This is a genomic window from Rothia sp. HMSC062F03, assembly GCF_001836905.1.
Classification (GTDB): domain Bacteria; phylum Actinomycetota; class Actinomycetes; order Actinomycetales; family Micrococcaceae; genus Rothia; species Rothia mucilaginosa_A.
Genome location: NZ_KV830886.1, coordinates 21,914 through 38,286, shown reverse-complemented (window position 1 = coordinate 38,286; position 16,373 = coordinate 21,914). Strand labels below are relative to the sequence as shown.

General features: G+C 63.7%; 10 protein-coding genes and 2 tRNA genes. 8 read left to right on the top strand and 4 right to left on the bottom strand.

What is annotated here, in order from left to right; all coding sequences use genetic code 11:
• Positions 1–231 precede the first annotated feature (231 nt).
• Positions 232–304, bottom strand: a tRNA-Lys gene (locus HMPREF2674_RS06530).
• A 231-nt stretch (positions 305–535) separates the two neighbouring features.
• Between HMPREF2674_RS06530 and bcp the strand changes: the two genes are divergently transcribed.
• The 8 genes from bcp (at position 536) to HMPREF2674_RS06490 (ending at position 9,981) form a co-directional block, all read left to right on the top strand.
• Complete coding sequence (gene bcp / locus HMPREF2674_RS06525) at positions 536–1,012, top strand: thioredoxin-dependent thiol peroxidase (protein WP_049333233.1); 477 nt, start codon at positions 536–538, stop codon at positions 1,010–1,012.
• A gap of 134 nt (positions 1,013–1,146) precedes the next feature.
• Positions 1,147–1,228, top strand: a tRNA-Leu gene (locus HMPREF2674_RS06520).
• A 171-nt stretch (positions 1,229–1,399) separates the two neighbouring features.
• Entirely contained in the window at positions 1,400–3,514 is a 2,115-nt protein-coding gene (locus tag HMPREF2674_RS06515) for an ABC transporter substrate-binding protein (protein ID WP_084824442.1), read from the top strand.
• 271 nt (positions 3,515–3,785) lie between these two features.
• On the top strand, positions 3,786–5,267 hold the full coding sequence (locus tag HMPREF2674_RS06510; RefSeq protein WP_070825186.1) for a malate:quinone oxidoreductase: 1,482 nt from the start codon (positions 3,786–3,788) through the stop codon (positions 5,265–5,267).
• Positions 5,268–5,530: 263 nt separating this feature from the next.
• The gene (locus HMPREF2674_RS06505) at positions 5,531–6,922 is read left to right on the top strand and encodes a YihY/virulence factor BrkB family protein (RefSeq protein WP_070825184.1); all 1,392 of its coding nucleotides are present in this window, start codon (positions 5,531–5,533) and stop codon (positions 6,920–6,922) included.
• Between the two features lie 95 nt (positions 6,923–7,017).
• Positions 7,018–8,037, top strand: a complete 1,020-nt coding sequence (locus HMPREF2674_RS06500; protein ID WP_049343445.1) for an alpha/beta fold hydrolase — start codon at positions 7,018–7,020, stop codon at positions 8,035–8,037.
• 195 nt (positions 8,038–8,232) lie between these two features.
• Positions 8,233–9,324 carry an S-(hydroxymethyl)mycothiol dehydrogenase gene (locus HMPREF2674_RS06495; RefSeq protein WP_049343444.1) on the top strand — a complete coding sequence of 364 codons (1,092 nt, stop codon included), beginning with the start codon at positions 8,233–8,235 and terminating at the stop codon, positions 9,322–9,324.
• A gap of 9 nt (positions 9,325–9,333) precedes the next feature.
• Positions 9,334–9,981 carry an MBL fold metallo-hydrolase gene (locus HMPREF2674_RS06490; protein WP_049343443.1) on the top strand — a complete coding sequence of 216 codons (648 nt, stop codon included), beginning with the start codon at positions 9,334–9,336 and terminating at the stop codon, positions 9,979–9,981.
• A 139-nt stretch (positions 9,982–10,120) separates the two neighbouring features.
• Here HMPREF2674_RS06490 and HMPREF2674_RS06485 read toward each other — a convergent pair whose 3' ends face one another.
• The 3 genes from HMPREF2674_RS06485 to HMPREF2674_RS06475 all read right to left on the bottom strand — a co-directional run bounded on the left by HMPREF2674_RS06485 (position 10,121) and on the right by HMPREF2674_RS06475 (position 16,256).
• On the bottom strand, positions 10,121–11,593 hold the full coding sequence (locus tag HMPREF2674_RS06485; protein WP_070825183.1) for an MFS transporter: 1,473 nt from the start codon (positions 11,591–11,593) through the stop codon (positions 10,121–10,123).
• A 173-nt stretch (positions 11,594–11,766) separates the two neighbouring features.
• The gene (locus tag HMPREF2674_RS06480; protein ID WP_070825182.1) at positions 11,767–15,054 is read right to left on the bottom strand and encodes an AAA family ATPase; all 3,288 of its coding nucleotides are present in this window, start codon (positions 15,052–15,054) and stop codon (positions 11,767–11,769) included.
• Entirely contained in the window at positions 15,051–16,256 is a 1,206-nt protein-coding gene (locus tag HMPREF2674_RS06475; protein WP_246826190.1) for an exonuclease SbcCD subunit D, read from the bottom strand. The genes HMPREF2674_RS06480 and HMPREF2674_RS06475 overlap by 4 nt, the downstream gene beginning before the upstream one ends.
• Between the last annotated feature and the right edge of the window lie 117 nt (positions 16,257–16,373).

Genomic DNA, 16,373 nt, shown 5'->3' with positions numbered 1-16,373 from the left:
GTGTTTTCCGGAAGCGCCCTCAGGGTGTCAGCCCGGACGCTCTCCGCAGCGAAGCAAGGAGGAGCGGAGCGTCCGGGTGACGGGTGCCCCTGCGTAGGCGCGGAGGAAACATGCGGCGCGCACCATCAGAAACAAAGCCGAACACAAGCTCTTCAAGCCCAAAAACTGTATTTATTCGGGGAACGCAAAAATCCCGCCAATTCCGAAGAATCAGCGGGATCTTTCTTGATGTGCGCCCCCTGGGACTCGAACCCAGAACCCATTGATTAAGAGTCAATTGCTCTGCCAATTGAGCTAGAGGCGCTTATTCTGTTTTTGCAGGTTTCCCTTGCAACAAGAAAATACTATACGCACTTCCAATTTTTTGCGCAACTCGATACATGGTGACTCTCAACACATTATATGGTGCGGGGGCATGAGACTCTCCGGAACCGTTTCCCCGAGCGGGGTGCATCCCGAGACAGGGACGCTTTAGACTGGGGTGAAGTATTGGGGCGGGCACACCCGCCACACGCAATGAACTTTGAGGAGCATCATGAGCATCCGTCTTGAGCCGGGCACCCCGGCCCCCGCTTTCACCCTCCCCGACGCATCGGGCGCGGAGCACAGCCTGAGCGATTACACGGGTAGCAAGGTCATTCTGTACTTCTACCCGAAGGCTTCGACCCCCGGATGCACGAAGGAGGCCTGCGACTTTCGGGATAACCTGGCCTCGCTGAAGTCTCTGGGCTACGTGGTTCTGGGCGTCTCCCCCGATTCGCCGTCGGCTATTGCCCGTTTTGCGGAGAAGGAGTCGCTGTCGTTCCCGTTGCTTTCCGATGCCGATCACACGGTAGCTGAGGCCTACGGTGCGTGGGGTGAGAAGAAGAATTACGGCCGCGTGTACGAGGGCTTGATTCGTTCGACCTTCGTGATTGACGAGCAGGGCGTTATTTCTGTGGCCCAGTACAATGTGCGCGCGACCGGCCATGTGGCAAAGCTGCGTCGCGACCTGGGCATCGACCCGAAGTAGGGCCGGGGCACCGCTCAGGCCGATGGTCGGGAAGCGGTGGCGGAACGATACACCGCCGATTTCGCGTCTAGAGGAGCCTCTAGTGTAGACTTGGGTCTTGGACCTCTGACGCATCCCTTCGGGGTGAGGTCCGCGCGCGAGTGGTGAAATTGGCAGACACGCAGGATTTAGGTTCCTGTGCCTTACGGCGTGGGGGTTCAAGTCCCCCCTCGCGCACACACATTCACAGTGAACCCGCCGTCACGGCTACCGTGGCGGCGGGTTTGTTCTATCCGTGCTCCGCCTCCCACGGCCCCGCTCTCGCAGATTGCGGCAGAACGAGTGCCCGAGCGCGACTCGAACCGGTATTCTGAATACAAGCATCCGCTATGGAAAAGAGGACCTCCCGTGCTGAATGATCATCGTGCCTCTTCGGCCCGCAAAAACGCTGAGCTGCTCCGGGCAACCGCCGGTTCACGCGGCCTGAGCCGCCGCGACGTTCTGCGTTTTGGCGCCCTGTTGAGCGCGGGAACGGCCCTAACCGCGTGCGCTTCGACCGGCTCCTCCAACCCCGCATCGGGTTCCTCGGCGGCTTCAGCGGGCCGTATTTTTCGTTTCGCGCAGGGTGCCGCCCCCGTTCAGCTGGACCCCGCGCTCTCCCCAGTGGCAAGCACCTATCAGGTGACGGCGCAGGTTCTGCAGACTCTGCTCACGGCAGACCACTACACGGGCTCCCCCGATACGACCGATTCGCTCTGCCGCGAGTGGAAGGTTTCAGACGACCGCCTGACCCATACGTTTGTTCTGCGTGACAACGTGCATTTCAGCAACGGTACGGCCCTGACGGCCGCAGCGGTGGTGCAGAATTTCCAGCGTTGGCAGGCCCTGGCAACGGGCGAGTCTACCGCCGCGCTGGTGGTTCCGGCACAGCCCCTGTACGCGTGGGGTTTTGGTGTGCCGGAGCAGCCCGCGCAGAAGGATGCCTCGGCAGATGCCTCCGCCACCCCGTCCGCGCTCGTCTCCCCGACCGCGGGAGCGAGCGTCTCCGCAACCGCGGATGCCCAGAGCAGCGCATCCCCGTCTGCGGATCCCAATTCCTCCGATTCTCAGAAGGGGGCGACCGCGAAGACGGAGGCAACGAAGCCTGAGCCGAAGCCCATCTCCTTCACCCCGCTGGTGACCTCCGTCAAAGAGCAGGACGGCGCGGTCGTGGTGACCCTCTCGCGCCCCTCGCTGGCCTTCGGATGCATCCTGACTCAGCAGGCCTTCGGCATTATCGACCCCGCGCTCTTTGGTAGCGACCAGAAGCTCACCAGTGTTCCGGTGGGCACCGGAGCCTTCCGCATCGAGTCCTCCGAGAAGGGCACCGTGCGCCTGCTTCCGAACGAGCACTTTGACGGTGCACGCCCGCAGCTTGATGAGATTCAGATTTCGACCCTGACCTCCTCCGATAAGCGCTACTTCGCGCTGGTCGAGGGAATGATCGATGCGTGCGATCAGGTGAATTCCTCCGATCTGGGCCAGCTGGCTCGTGACGGTTACCAGACCCCGGGCCGCGACCCGTTCTCGCTCGTGTACCTGCACCTGAATACGGCGCACCCCGTGCTCAAGAATATTTCGGTGCGCCGCGCCATCTCCCACGCCGTTGACCGCGGGGCACTCCACCAGTACTACCCGCAGGGCACCTCTGACGCGCAGACTCTTGTCTCCCCGTCGTTCCGTATTCAGGCAGACCACGCGAAGGAGCACACCGACCGCAATCAGGACCTTTCCCGTTCGCTACTGGCCACGGCCGGGTACAACAACCAGGTGATTGAGTGCTACTACCCCGCGGATGTTTCCCTGCCCTGGATGGATACCCCGCAGAAGGTGTATTCCGAGATGGTGGCTTCCCTCATCGAGGTGGGCCTCAACATTGTGCCGGTGCCGCTCACCTGGGAGGAGTACCACGCGAAGGTGAACGAGCCGTCCTCGACGCGCGGCATTGCGCTGGCAGGCTTCTATGGCATGTACCGCGACCCGTATGCGTTCTTCGGTCCGGCGTTGGCCCCGATGATTGCCGAGCAGCAGGTGCGCTCAATCGTCGCCGCGGCACCCGAGAGCATGACGACCGGGGTGACGGCGAAGACTGTCGAGCTACCCTCTTCAAACGGTGCGGATTCAAATATTCGGATTCAGGCGACGCCGAGTCCGCAGCCGAACTTCTCGCCGGATCCGGCGAGCCCGGAGGAATCCGCCTCCGCTTCGCCCTCCCCCACCCCCACGCCTTCGGCCACGGTCGTTCCCGTGGAGGAATCCCCGAGCTTCCTGCAGATTATGGAGAGCATCCGCGCCGCGGACTCGGCCGAGTCTGTGGATGCGCAGCGTGAGCTGTACGCGCAGGTGGTTACCCAGCTCGGCCAGTTCATGCCGGCGGTTCCCCTGCTGAACGTGACCTCGAAGGTTGCGGTGAGCCGCTCCGTGCAGGGCTACCAGACGGAGCAGAACGCCATCGAGTTCTTCAGCAAGCTGCGCCTATCGTAGCCGGATGCCCCGCGAGGCCGGCAGAACGTGCGGCGGCACGTTCTTCGGCACGTGCGGCGGCCCGCGCCTCCGCGGGGGACGGAGGCTACCGGGCAACGACAGCTAAGGTTTTTTCTACCCTAAGAAAACCTTACTTATGAGGTGTACCACTCTCCAATATTTTGTGGATTCTAGCTACAACTCACCCTTCAAAAGATAGTAGGCTAGATGATATACCCCACAATTATTTGTTGTGCCCGACGCCGGGCACCCACACCCTAGGGAGAATTCAGTGGTAGCACGTACTGAACGAACCGACGTCGTCCTGGTGGGCGGCGGCATCATGAGCGCCACCCTCGGCGTGTTCCTCAAGGAACTCGAGCCGACCTGGAACATCATCCTGCTTGAGCGCCTCGACAAGGCCGCCCAGGAGTCCACCAACCCCTGGAACAACGCCGGTACCGGCCACTCGGCACTGTGCGAGCTCAACTACGCCCCCGCCGGCCCCGACGGCACCGTCTCCACCGCCAAGGCGTTGAACATCAACGAGCAGTTCCAGATTTCCCGCCAGTTCTGGGCCTCCCTGGTTGAAGAAAAGATTCTGCCGAACACCGACTTCATCAACCCGGTTCCGCACATGTCCCTGGTCTTCGGCGAGGATCACTCCAAGTACCTGGCCGCACGTTTCGACGCCTTCCGCAAGGAGAAGCTCTTCGAGCGCATGGAGTTCTCCACCGAGCGCGAGAAGATTGCCGAGTGGGCACCGCTGACCGTGAACGGCCGCAAGGGCAACGAACCCATCGCCGCCACCTGGGCCCCCGAGGGTACCGACGTCGACTTCGGTGCGCTCACCCAGCACATGATTGACTACCTGCAGTCCAAGGGTGTCGAGGTTCGCTACGGCTACCAGGTCACCAACCTGAACCGCGAGTCCAACGGCTCCTGGACCGTTGACGCGATTAACCGCATCAACAAGGAAGAGCCGCTGACCATCAACGCGAAGTTCGTGTTCCTCGGCGCCGGTGGCGGTGCCCTGCACCTGCTGCAGAAGTCCGGCATCAAGGAAGGTAAGGGCTACGGCGGCTTCCCCGTCTCGGGCCTGTTCCTGCGCAACACCCACGAGGCTACCGCACAGAAGCACAACGCAAAGGTCTACGGCCAGGCATCCGTGGGTGCTCCCCCGATGTCCGTGCCTCACCTGGATACCCGCTACGTGGACGGCAAGCGCGCCCTCATGTTCGGCCCCTACGCGGGTTTCAAAACGAACTTCCTCAAGCAGGGTTCGCTGCTGGACCTGCCCCTGTCCCTGCGTCTGAACAACATCTACCCGATGAGCCGCGCGGGCCTGGACAACCTGGACCTGGTCAAGTACCTCGTCTCCGAGCTACTCAAGAACAAGGAAGCCCGCCTCGAATCTCTGTACCAGTACTACCCCGAGGCTGACGGCGGCGAGTGGGAGCTCATCGAGGCCGGTCAGCGCGTTCAGATCATGAAGAAGGACGCAAAGAAGGGCGGCATCCTGCAGTTCGGTACCGAGGTTGTCTCCGCCGCCGACGGTTCGATTGCTGCGCTGCTGGGCGCATCCCCGGGTGCCTCCACCGCGGCTCCGATTATGCTGAACCTGCTGTCCAAGTGCTTCCCCTCCAAGATTGCCGGTTGGGAGCCCCGCCTGAAGGAACTCATCCCCGGCTACGGTGTGAAGCTCAACGACAACCCGCAGCTGGCTGACGAGCTGATGGGTCACACCGCTAAGGTTCTGGGTATTCACAACTAGTTTTCAGTTAGGCTCAGCAGGTAGCTTTAAACCCAAGCTGACAAGCCTTTTTTGAGGCTTTTTCGGGGCTGTTACCCTCTCTAACTGACCAACAGGTCAGCTATCTGCACTCACAGAAAAATACGGGAGGGTTAGAAAACCCTATAATGTCACCGCAGGGGCGGGAAGGACAGCTCATTGTTCTCCTCGCCCCTTCTGTGCGACCACACGCTGAAGCTCATAGGCGCACCACTGTGTACATCCCACTCATTCAAGGAGCCCCATTGGCTGCACACACCGGCTCTTCCACGGACACCTCCTCAACCCAGGTACCCGCCGGAGCTCGACGCGGACTCTTCTCCCGTAAGAAGAAGCCCGCAGCCCCCAAGTACGCAAGCGTGAAACTGCGCGACTTCCCCAAGGGCAGCATTCTCTACATTCTGCGCCGTGCCATCTACAAATTCGGCGCAAACGGCGGCACCGACATGGCGGCAGCACTCACCTACTTCACCGTGCTGTCCATCTTCCCCGCCCTGCTGGCGATCGTCTCCCTACTGGGCGTATTCGGTCACGGTGAGGAAAGCGCCGCCGTCATCCTCGCCTTCCTCAAGGACAACGCGCCCGCCCAGATGTACGCCATTATGGAAGACCCCATCAAGCAGATTACCGGCGACCACGGCGCAGGCCTGGTGCTGCTAACCGGTATCCTCAGTGCGCTCTGGTCCGCCTCCGGGTACACCGGATCCTTCGGCCGAGCTCTCAACACGGTCTACAACGTGCGTGAAGGCCGCCCCGGCTGGATTCTCAAGCCGCTGAACGTCTTCGTCACCACCGTGATTATCATCCTCGTGGTACTCATGATGCTCATGATGCTGCTGGGTGTAACCGTCCTGGACATGGTCGGTCGGTATGTACCCGAAACCGTGGATATGGAGCTCATCAAGCTCATCTGGCTCAACGGTCGCTGGGTCCTCATCCTGTTCATGGCAATCGGGCTCATCACCCTGCTGTACGCCGCAACCCCGAACGTGCGCCGCTTCAAACAGTGGAAGCTCTCCCCCGGTGCGGCGCTCGCCCTCTTCGGCATGGGCCTGGGCGGTTTCGGCTTCACCCTCTACGCCAACAACTTCAGCAAGTACAACGCCACCTACGGCCTGATTGGTGGTGTGATCGTGATGCTGCTGTTCATCTGGATTATGAACAACATGCTGCTCTTCGGCGCGCACCTGGACGCGGAAATTATGCTCATGCGCCAAATTATTGCCGGCGACGACGACCACGGCCACCTGAAGGTGCAGCCGCGCAGCACATCCGCCTCGCGCGCGCTGAAGGCACGCCAGGAACGCCTCATGTCTGCCGGACGCGAGCTGCAGCAGCAGGCGGCAGGCCAGGGCATGCTCCCCAAGCCGAAGGGCCCCTCCATCGCGACTCGCGTGCAGAAGGCAGTGGACACCAACACCACCATGATTCGCACGCTCATTGCCGACGGTAAGGAACGCATCGAAAACGGTAAGGAGCAGCTGCAACAGAAGCAGGTGAAGGCCGATGCCGCCGAAACTCAGGCTTCTGAGGCAACCGCGGCGAAGGCGGATGCACGCGCGAAGGTTGACTCTCAGCAGGATGCGCTCTTCGACCCGAGTGCCGACAATCCGAACGGCGCGGCAAAGAAGAACTAAGCGGCAGCTCAGCTGAGCGCGTACCACCTCAAAGTATCAAGGGCGCGAGACAGAAAAGGGCGCAGGACAGAAACCCCGGTCACTAAGATAGAACTATGACCAGTGCAGAATTCTCTCCCGCGCCCTTTGCCGTACCCAATGCTGTTGTACCCGGCACTACCCTGCCCGACCTCGAGTACACCCTCTACCAGCCGCAGCAACTCAAAAGCCGCGTCCCCGCCCTCATGATTCACGGCTTCGCCACCCGCGGCGAACAGCTCTACGGCGGCACCAGCTGGATCCGCCAATACCTGCGCGCCGGATACCCCGTGCTGATCGTTACCCTGCCCTACCACTCAGACGAATACCTCAAAGACCCCGAATCCATGCACGCCATCGACTGCAAGCTCCCCAACAACACGAGCGTACGCAGCCGCACAATTCCGTTCGATTCGGTGCCCCCTGTCGATGCGGCAGGTCAGCCGCTGACCCCCATGCACCTGTTCACCAACCTGCTCGCCCAACTGCTGCGCACCGTCGCCACTGAGAACGACCTCGGCGTTGAACTGGAGCCCCGCGCGCACGTTATCGGTTTCTCCTTCGGCGCCCGCGTCGGCTGGGAACTCGCCCTCACCCACCCGGAGGCGGTCGCATCCCTCACCCTGGGCGGCCTGCCCCTACACGACCACCTCATTACCCTGCGCGCCATGCTCGAGGCGCACGAGGGTACCAGCGTCACGGCGGATAGTGAAACCCCGGCGGCAGACTCCACCGACGAGGCGATTGCCTCCTTCACCTCGATTATTGACAACTCCCCCATTCAGCCCGACGCGCTGCTGAAGTTCGTGCGGATTCCCTTCGGCCCGTTCTTCGACGTGCCCGCCCTGCGCGCTGGCTCCCCCGACCTGCCTGCGGGCCACCCGGGCGCGCATCCGCACGCACCCATTGCGGTCGTGCTCGGCGACGCGGACACCATCGCCGCCGACGGGGCGGAACTCTACGACATGGTGCGCGGCAACAATCCGCTTAACCGCTTCATCTCCCTGCCCGGCCGCGACCACGTGAACGCACTGACCTCGGGCGCATTCCGACGCGGTGCGCTCGCCTTCGCTGCTGACGTGGAGGCGGCAGAGTAAGTAGCCGCAGGCTACGCGGGTTCTAGGCGGGTTCTGGGCGGAATAAGCGGCAACGTCATAAAACGTCAAATTCGTGGGGGTGCTTCACTATCAGCTTTATCGTGCGTCAGGTGCGCCGTTGCTCGTAGAATGGGAACGTATCAAAAAACCTTTATCTGCGGTTGAACCTCAGCCGCGCCTCAGCAAAGGAGCACCATGCACAAGGTTAAGGCTGTCGTAGCCCTCGCCCAGGACGCGCCCGTCACCGTCACCACCATCAACGTACCCGACCCCGGCAAGGGCGAAGCACTCGTCAAGGTCCTCACCTGCGGTGTCTGCCAGACCGACCACCACTACGTCACCGGCGGCGTCGGCCAGGACTTCCCCTACCTGCTCGGCCACGAGTCCGCAGGTATCGTTGAGGCTGTCGGCGATGACGTCACCGACATCGCCCCCGGCGACCTGGTCATCCTCAACTGGCGTGCAGTCTGCGGCGAATGCCGCGCATGCCGCAAGGGCCAGCCGCAGTACTGCTTCGCAACCCACAACGCAACCCAGAAGATGACTCTCGAGGACGGCACCGAGCTCACCCCCGCACTGGGTATCGGCTCCTTCGCTGAGAAGACCCTCGTCGCAGCAGGTCAGTGCACCAAGATCACCGCTGACATCAGCCCCGAACAGTACGCAGCAATCGGCCTGCTCGGCTGCGGCGTCACCGCAGGTCTGGGCGCTGTTCTGAACACCGGTGAACTCAAGCGCGGCGAGTCCGTCGCAGTCATCGGCTGCGGCGGCGTCGGCACCGCGGCTATCGCCGGTGCACAGCTGGGTGGCGCTACCACCATCATCGCCGTGGACATTGACGAAGAGAAGCTGGCTCGTGCCCGCGAGCACGGCGCAACCCACACCGTGAACTCCTCCAAGGTTGACCCCGTCGAGGCCATCAAGGAGCTCACCGGCGGTTTCGGCGCCGACCTCGTCATCGATGCCGTCGGCATCGCCCCCACCTTCAAGCAGGCCTTCGAGGCACGCGACCTGGCTGGCCGCGTCGTCCTCGTCGGTGTGCCCGCACCCGGCACCACCTGGAACATCCCGCTGGACGAGGTCTTCGGCCGCGGCGGCTCCATCAAGAGCGCATGGTACGGTGACACCCTGCCCTCCCGCGACTTCCCCGAGTTCGTGGATCAGTACCTGCTCGGCCGCCTCGATCTGGACAGCTTCGTCTCCGAGCGCATTAGCCTCGAGGACGTCAACGAGGCATTCGAAACCATGAAGACCGGCCGCGTGCTGCGCTCGGTCGTGGAACTCTAGGAGCGTAGCGTGAGCGAACGTATTGAACGAGTCGTCACCTCCGGCACCTTCTCGCTGGACGGCGGCTGCTGGGACGTCGACAACAACGTATGGATCGTCGGCAACGACTCCTCCGTGATCATCATTGACCCCGCCCACGACGTGGACAAGATCTCGCGCACCGTCGCGGGCCGCACCGTGGAGAAGATCCTGCTGACCCACGCCCACGACGACCACATCCGCAGCGCCAAGGAGGCGGCGGAACGCTTCGGCGCCCCCGTCTACCTGGACCCCGCAGACCGTGTGCTCTGGGAAATGGTGTATCCCTCCTGGGACTTCGACCGTGAGCTGGCTGACGGCGACGTACTGCGCATCGGTGAGACCGAGCTGACCGTGCTGGCAACCCCCGGCCACTCCCCCGGCTCCGTGTGCTTCTACGCGCCCACCCTCAGCTGGGAGAACAGCGAAGGCGTCGTCTTCTCCGGCGACACCCTCTTCAACGGCGGCCCCGGCGCAACCGGACGCTCCTACAGCGACTTCGACACCATCATCGAGTCGATCTCGACCCGCCTGCTGACCCTGCCCGAGTCCACCGCGGTCCTTACCGGCCACGGCGACAGCACCGGCATCGGCCTGGAAGCACCCGAGCTGCCCGCGTGGATTAAGCGCGGCCACTAAGCGTTTGCCCGCGCGGCACGGCTGCCCTCGCGGCTACCCGCACAGCGCGGCGCTACGCGGCACGGCACTAAAAAGCGGAAGGCCCCGCCACCTGCACGCAGGTGGCGGGGCCTTCCGCCGTATCTGGAAACGCGAAGGATTAGGCGTCCAGGGGAGCCAGCTTCTCCTCGTGCTCCTCGCGCCACAGGTAACCGTACAGGTGCCCCAGCGCAAAGTACATGGTCGCCACAATCACCGGCACCATGAACGCGTTGCGGTAGTACGGGGCGTCGCCCATGTAGCCGCCCCACATGCATCCCATCGCCATGCCGATGCCCAGCATCGAACGGGTGAAGAAGCTTGCCTGTGCGTCGGGAATATACTTCAGCGAGCGGCTCAGCGACAGCTCATGGCCGGCGAAAGCCACACCCAGCGTCGCACCGCACAGGACTAATGCATAGAAAATCGTTGACGTATCCACGCTCGTTGGCAGGTACAGGGCGGCCAGGACCAGCAGAATTCCGCTCAAAAGCCAGCCGTGCCACGGGTTAATGGACTGCCCACCCAAAATCACGGGGAAAGCCACCAGAACCATCGATCCCGTTCCGACGGCCACCATCGCCATGAACATGTTCATCGACCCCTGCATCAGCGCGAAGCCTAGCAGACCCGAGCCCACGGAGCCCACGCATCCGCCCAGTAGCACCAGGCCAATCACCAGCACCGCAGTCTGCAGGCTCGGACGCGTCATGCGCACCCGCGCGCTCGCCGTCTTCAGGCGAGATACATCCGGTAGGAGCTTCGGCGCCACGAAAACCACCAGGAGCAGGAGCACATCCAGACCGATAGTAATCCAGAAGCCCGAATATTCGTGGTTAGGCGCAATGTAGGCGTCGCCAATCCAAATCATCAGGGCCGCTAACGGGTGCATCGACAGGTTCGCGGTGGTACCCCACGAGACGGCCGTCGCCAACCGCTCGTCGCTATACCGGTAATTCCGGCGATACAACGATTCAAGAGCGAACGGAGTCCACGGCGGGGTCGTAAAGCCCATCGCCACGCAGGAGAGCGCATGGTAAAGGGTACTCACATTGTTCGGATCCACCGTCAGACGCCAGCCGATGACCAGCATGTTCGCTATCGCCGCGATGTTCAACACCGACGTGATACCCAGAAGAAACTGCAGGCCCAGGGCCCGCACCAGCATGGGCCCCATCATCACCTGAACCGAGTACGCACCGGCAAAAGCCGCCACCGCGTAACCGGCGTCGTGCACGCTACCCAGGTGGCTCGCCAGCAGAATATACAGGGCAAACGCCGAAGATGCCGCGGGAATATGGAACAGAACGGTCAGGACGCTACGCGCAAATCCCTCATCGCGCAAGATATCACGCAGGTACTTGCGCTGCTCACGGCCGTTTCGCCAAAACAGCGCCCAATGCTGACGCACGATGTTCGATACCGAGTCGTCCTTATTGACCTCATCATCCGAGGGCAGAGGGAGGGGCCTCACCTCCTGCAGCACGTGGTCGTTGTTACGCACCACATCGGTGAGGGGACCGCCCGGAGCGGAGGGAACCCCCGTGCCGGAGGTAGGCTGCACGTGTAGCTCGGGAGGAGGAGTCACCTTCATAGTGTGCGGAGGAACCCCCGGTACGTGAGCACCGGGGGTGGGTGACGCGTCCTCGGGGTGAGCCGCGGGGCGCGCTGAATCCTGATTCCTACGCTGAGGTGTTGGGGTCATGGTCTCTCTCGTGATTATTCCGCCGGTTCTCGACGCGTCAGCGTTCGAGGGCGGGGGTATGCCTAATAGGAGTTTACCCTCACCGAGGAGCCACGCTGTCCCTTTTCCACCACAATCTGGGTCGGAATACGGTTCTTCATCTCTTCAACGTGCGAAATAAGGCCGATGGTGCGACCGTTCTCACGCAGAGACTCGATGGTGTTCATCACCGTATCCAGGGTTTCGGAGTCGAGCGTACCGAAGCCCTCATCGATGAAGAGGGTGTCCAGCTCGATTCCGCCGTTGTTCGACTGCACCACCTCGGCCAGTCCCAGGGCCAGAGCCAGGGAGGCCAAGAAGGACTCACCGCCGGACAAGGACGCGGCGTCGCGCGGTTCTCCCGTCCAGGTGTCCGTGATGTTCAGGTTCAGGCCACCGCCGCTACGGCTTCCCTTAGCGCGGTGGTCGCTGAGCTTCATACCGTAGCGACCGTCGCTCATGCGCTGCAGGTGCTTATCCGCGACGTCCAGGATCCGCTCGAATTCACCGCCGAGCACGTAGCTCACCAGGTCCACCTGGTGCGTGTACCCGCCGAGGGTGTCGCCTCGGGCCGCGGCGGCGAGGGCCCCCAGCATCTCGGCCCGATCGTAGCGTTCGGCCGTCCGTTCGCGGAAGGCGACAAACTCGCTCTGCAGGGCCTGCAGGGAACGCACGATGCCTTCCCTCTCGCCCTCTCGGCGAACGAGGTGCTGCACCCGCTGGCGCAGTTCCTCGATGCGTCCCCTGAGTTCCTGTTGATCATCCGGGGCCTGTTCGCCCGCGGCCACGCGAGCCGCGACCTCGACCAGGGCTTCGCGTCCCAGGCTTTCGTTCACGCGGGCGGACTCCAGCTCGTAGTCGTTCACGGCCTTCTCGAGGGCCAGAATCTGAGCCTCCGTTCGCTCGGCCGCAATGACCCCGGCGGAATCGGCAAAGGGCGACTCCTGGAGCAGCCCCTGAACCTCGACGAGGTGCTTAGCGTGTTCCTCCGCCGCGCGGTTCAGCAGCAGGGAGCCCTGTTCCTCGCGCTGGGCGAGGGCGCGGTAGTTCTCGAGTGCCTCAATGCGCTGGGCAAACGGAACGCAGGCCCTGGAAGACTCCAGCTCTCGGGCCAGGGCGTCACGGCGTTCGAGGCTTTCGCGGTGGAGGGCCTGGGCCTCGGTGAGGGCATCGTGCAGGGTGCTCCGGGTCTCTTCGGCGGCCTTCTGTTCGGCCTCCGCCTGAGCCTGGCGCTTGCGCAGGGCGTCGCGCTCGGCGAGACGGGTCGTCGTCTGCTGAACCCGTTCGCGGGCCTGGGCCAGCTGCCGGGCGCTCTGCTCGGGATCCGTGCGTTCCTGGGCCGCGAGGGTTTCGCTCTGGCTACAGACGCGGGCCAGCGCCTCAGAAGCCCGGTGATACGCGAGGGTGGCCTTTTCCTTCTCCTCCTCGCGAGTGCGGGAGGCCTCGTGGGCGCGGTCTTCACGGGTCTTGGCTGCGTCCAGATCGGTCTGCTCGACGAGGCTCTCGCCCTCGCGGGCACGGGCGGGGTTGGGATGCTCCGCGGAACCGCACACCGGGCAGGGTTCCCCCTCGGCCAGCTCGCGGGCGAGTAGGGAGGACGCCTGGGCCAGTCGCTGCGCCTGCAGGCTCCTGAAGGCGTCGGTCGCCTCGATGGCGGCTCGGGCGGCTTCCTCCCAGCGTTCCTGAGCCTTCTGCCGGGTGCCGAGGGCTCGTTCCGCTTCCTTCTCGGCCTCGGTGACGGCCCGCCGCGCGGCGTCAATATTCTGCTGGGTCTGCTGGGCTTCGCGGTGCGCCTTCTCGGCGTCCTCGGCCCCGCGGAGGGCAAGAGCGTGCTCTTCCTCGGCCTTCTCGTAGGCCTTCAGGTTCTCCTGAATTTCCCGTGCCCTGGCGCCCAAGGTTTCGAGGTTCTGGGCGGCGCTTTCGACTTTCTGGGCCAGCTGCTCGCTCCGGGTTTGGGTCTGTCGGACAGTGCGCTCCTCCTGGGCCAGCTGATCGTCGCGCTTGTGCAGGGCACGCAGGGAGGCGAGGGTCGCGTCGAGATGCCGGCCGCGGGCCTCCGCGGGCTCTTCAGCCGTACGCGTGGCGAAGAGCTCCTCCTCGGGGTAGGGCGCGGCGTCTTCCGCGGGATCCTCTCCCGCGCGCAGGGCACGGCGCAGGCTCTCGCGGGCGGTCTTCAGGGCGCCAGCGTACTCGGCCTGCCGGGCGCGCTGTTCCTCGATGTCCTGTTCCTCAACGCGCAGCTGGGTGTAGCGCGCGGTGAGCGGGGCGGCGGCGCGGGCATCCGCAAGCTCCTTCACGCGTGCTTCGTGCGGTTCCCGTTCCTCAACGAGGCGTTCACGGCGCGCGATGAGCTGTTCGTACTCGCCCCAGTCCTTGCGAAGCTGAAGGCGCTCGTTGAGGGTCTGGGCGTGCCGGTCAGCTTCGCTGGCGAGGCGGGACTGTTCCCGGCCGTCCCGCGCGGAGGCGGTGCGCGCCTCCTCGACACCGGAGGCGAGCCACGCGTCAAGGGTTTCGGCGGCTACGGTTTCGGGGGTAATCGTATCCGTAGCTTCTGCGGTCTCCGGCCCACCGTCGGCGGGGGATGCTTCGGCCGCCTCCCCCTCGGGGGTGAGCGGGGCGAGGCTTTCGCGAAGAGCCTCCATACCACTCCGGGCACGATTGAGATAGCCGTCGAGGGCCTGTTCATCGTTGGCAACGTCCTGCCGGGCCTGCTTTGCCTCCTCGAGAAGCTCGGCGTACATGGCCTCGATGTGATCTACGGGGAACATCTTCTTGAGCAGTTCTTTACGCTCTACCGGCTTGGACTTGAGGAATTGCGCGAACTGTCCCTGCGCGAGGAGCACGACCTTGAGGAATTGTTCGCGGTTGAGGTGAATACGCTCCGCGATGACGGCGTTGACCTCTTTGACCTGGGAGGCGATGGGCTTCCAGGCCTTATCGTCCCCCGGGTTGCCTCCGGGAAGCAGCTCCTCCACGGTGGCGGTGGCGGCCTTGACGGTCATCTGTCCGGCGCGCTTGCCGCGGGTGATGGGGTGGCTGTACACGGGGGTGCGGTTAATGCGCAGGCGGCGGCCCTGCAGGGTGAGGTCGAGGAAGACGCGGGGCGGGGTGTTGCTGCGTGCCGCGTAGGTGGAGTAGAGCTGCGCGGGGTCGCGGTCGCCAGTGGTGCCGCCGTAGAGGGCGTAGCAGATAGCGTCCAGGATGGTGGTCTTACCGGCGCCGGTGGGACCGTTGAGCAGGAAGACTCCGGCAGCGTTGAGGTCGCCGAAGTCGATGATCTGCCGGTCGGGGTATGCCATGAAGGCTTCAAATTCGAGGCGGTGCAGAATCATGCGTGGTCTTTCTGAGCGGTGACTCGGTCGGCGATATCGGTGATGACGGCGCGTTCGGGGTCGGTGAGGGGACGCTCGCGAACGTAACGGTGGAATTGGTCGAAGAGGTCCACGGGGTTAATCTTCTGGCTGAGCGGCGGAGCGGCGGGTTTTTCGATGGCTTCGCGGGTGCTGCGGTAGCTGAAGTGCGAGATGGTTTCGTACCGCTTGCGGAGCGTGTCGACCGCGCCGACGGGAAGGGTCTCGTCGGTGAGCTCGATGCGGCAGTAGTAGCCGCACTCGTAGGGGGTGTATTCCGGGTTGTTGAGCAGATCGTCCATGGTGCCGCGGAGGGTTTTCATGGGAACGCGGGTCGCCCATTCATGCCCGGTGATGACGGGCTCTTCGCCGGGTGTGAGCTCGATGAGGTAGGCGCCGTTGCGGTTGGCTTCTTCGCTAAAGGAGAAGCCGAGGGGTGAGCCGCTGTAGCGAATGGTCGCGGTGACGGGGTACCGCTTATGAATGTGCCCGAGGGCTACGTAGTCGAAGCTGTCGAAGAGGGAGGCGGGTACCCAGTCGATGCCGCCGACGCTGATGTCGCGTTCGGAGTCGCTGCGGGGCGTGGTGTCGGCGTTGCCTGCGGTGTTGCTGACAGTCGCGTGGCTCATGACGATGACGCGGTCGGCGCCTTCGCCGCGGGCTCGACGGTCGGCGATGTCCGCGCGAATGGCATCGGTGACGGCGCCGAGGACGGCGCGGTGAGTGGGCTCAACCCCGAGTGCGGTGGCGTGCAGGCGCGGCGCAAGGTAGGGAATGGCGTAGACGTGCACGCGTTGGGCCCCCTCGACGAGTTCGACGGGGCGGGTGGCGTCCTCGAGAGTGGTTCGGATGTGCACGCCCGAGGCTTCGAAGAGCGCTGATCCGTAGCTGAGGCGGCGGAAGGAATCATGGTTGCCGGAGCTGAGGATAACCTGCACGCCGACCTGGACGAGGCGGGTGAGAGCCCGGTCGAGCAGGGTGGTGCTTTCGGCGTTGGGGATGCTGCTGTCGTAGACGTCCCCGCTAATGAGGAGGGCGTCAACGCCTTCGGCCCGAACGTAGTCGAGCAGTTCGTCGATGAACTGTCGGTGCTTGTCGGTGAGAGGGCTGCGGTGAAAGGTGCGGCCGAGGTGCCAGTCGGAGGTGTGCAGAATCTTCATGGTTTCAGTATGGCACTGCGTCATGTTTTGCGCCTCACAGTTCGTCATTTGCGGCTCGGACCCCACAGCGGCGCAGGCACTCACGCTCGCGGGGGCTCCGTCCTCGAAGCGCCCCAGGCGCTGAAGAGGGGGCACTCCCCC

Bases quoted from the DNA above. Each gene is read 5' to 3' on its own strand.
- bcp (WP_049333233.1), top strand. From the start codon at position 536: ATGAGCATCCGTCTTGAGCCGGGCACCCCGGCCCCCGCTTTCACCCTC.
- HMPREF2674_RS06500 (WP_049343445.1), top strand. From the start codon at position 7,018: ATGACCAGTGCAGAATTCTCTCCCGCGCCCTTTGCCGTACCCAATGCT.
- HMPREF2674_RS06495 (WP_049343444.1), top strand. From the start codon at position 8,233: ATGCACAAGGTTAAGGCTGTCGTAGCCCTCGCCCAGGACGCGCCCGTC.
- HMPREF2674_RS06485 (WP_070825183.1), bottom strand. From the start codon at position 11,593: ATGAAGGTGACTCCTCCTCCCGAGCTACACGTGCAGCCTACCTCCGGC.
- HMPREF2674_RS06480 (WP_070825182.1), bottom strand. From the start codon at position 15,054: ATGATTCTGCACCGCCTCGAATTTGAAGCCTTCATGGCATACCCCGAC.
- HMPREF2674_RS06475 (WP_246826190.1), bottom strand. From the start codon at position 16,256: ATGACGCAGTGCCATACTGAAACCATGAAGATTCTGCACACCTCCGAC.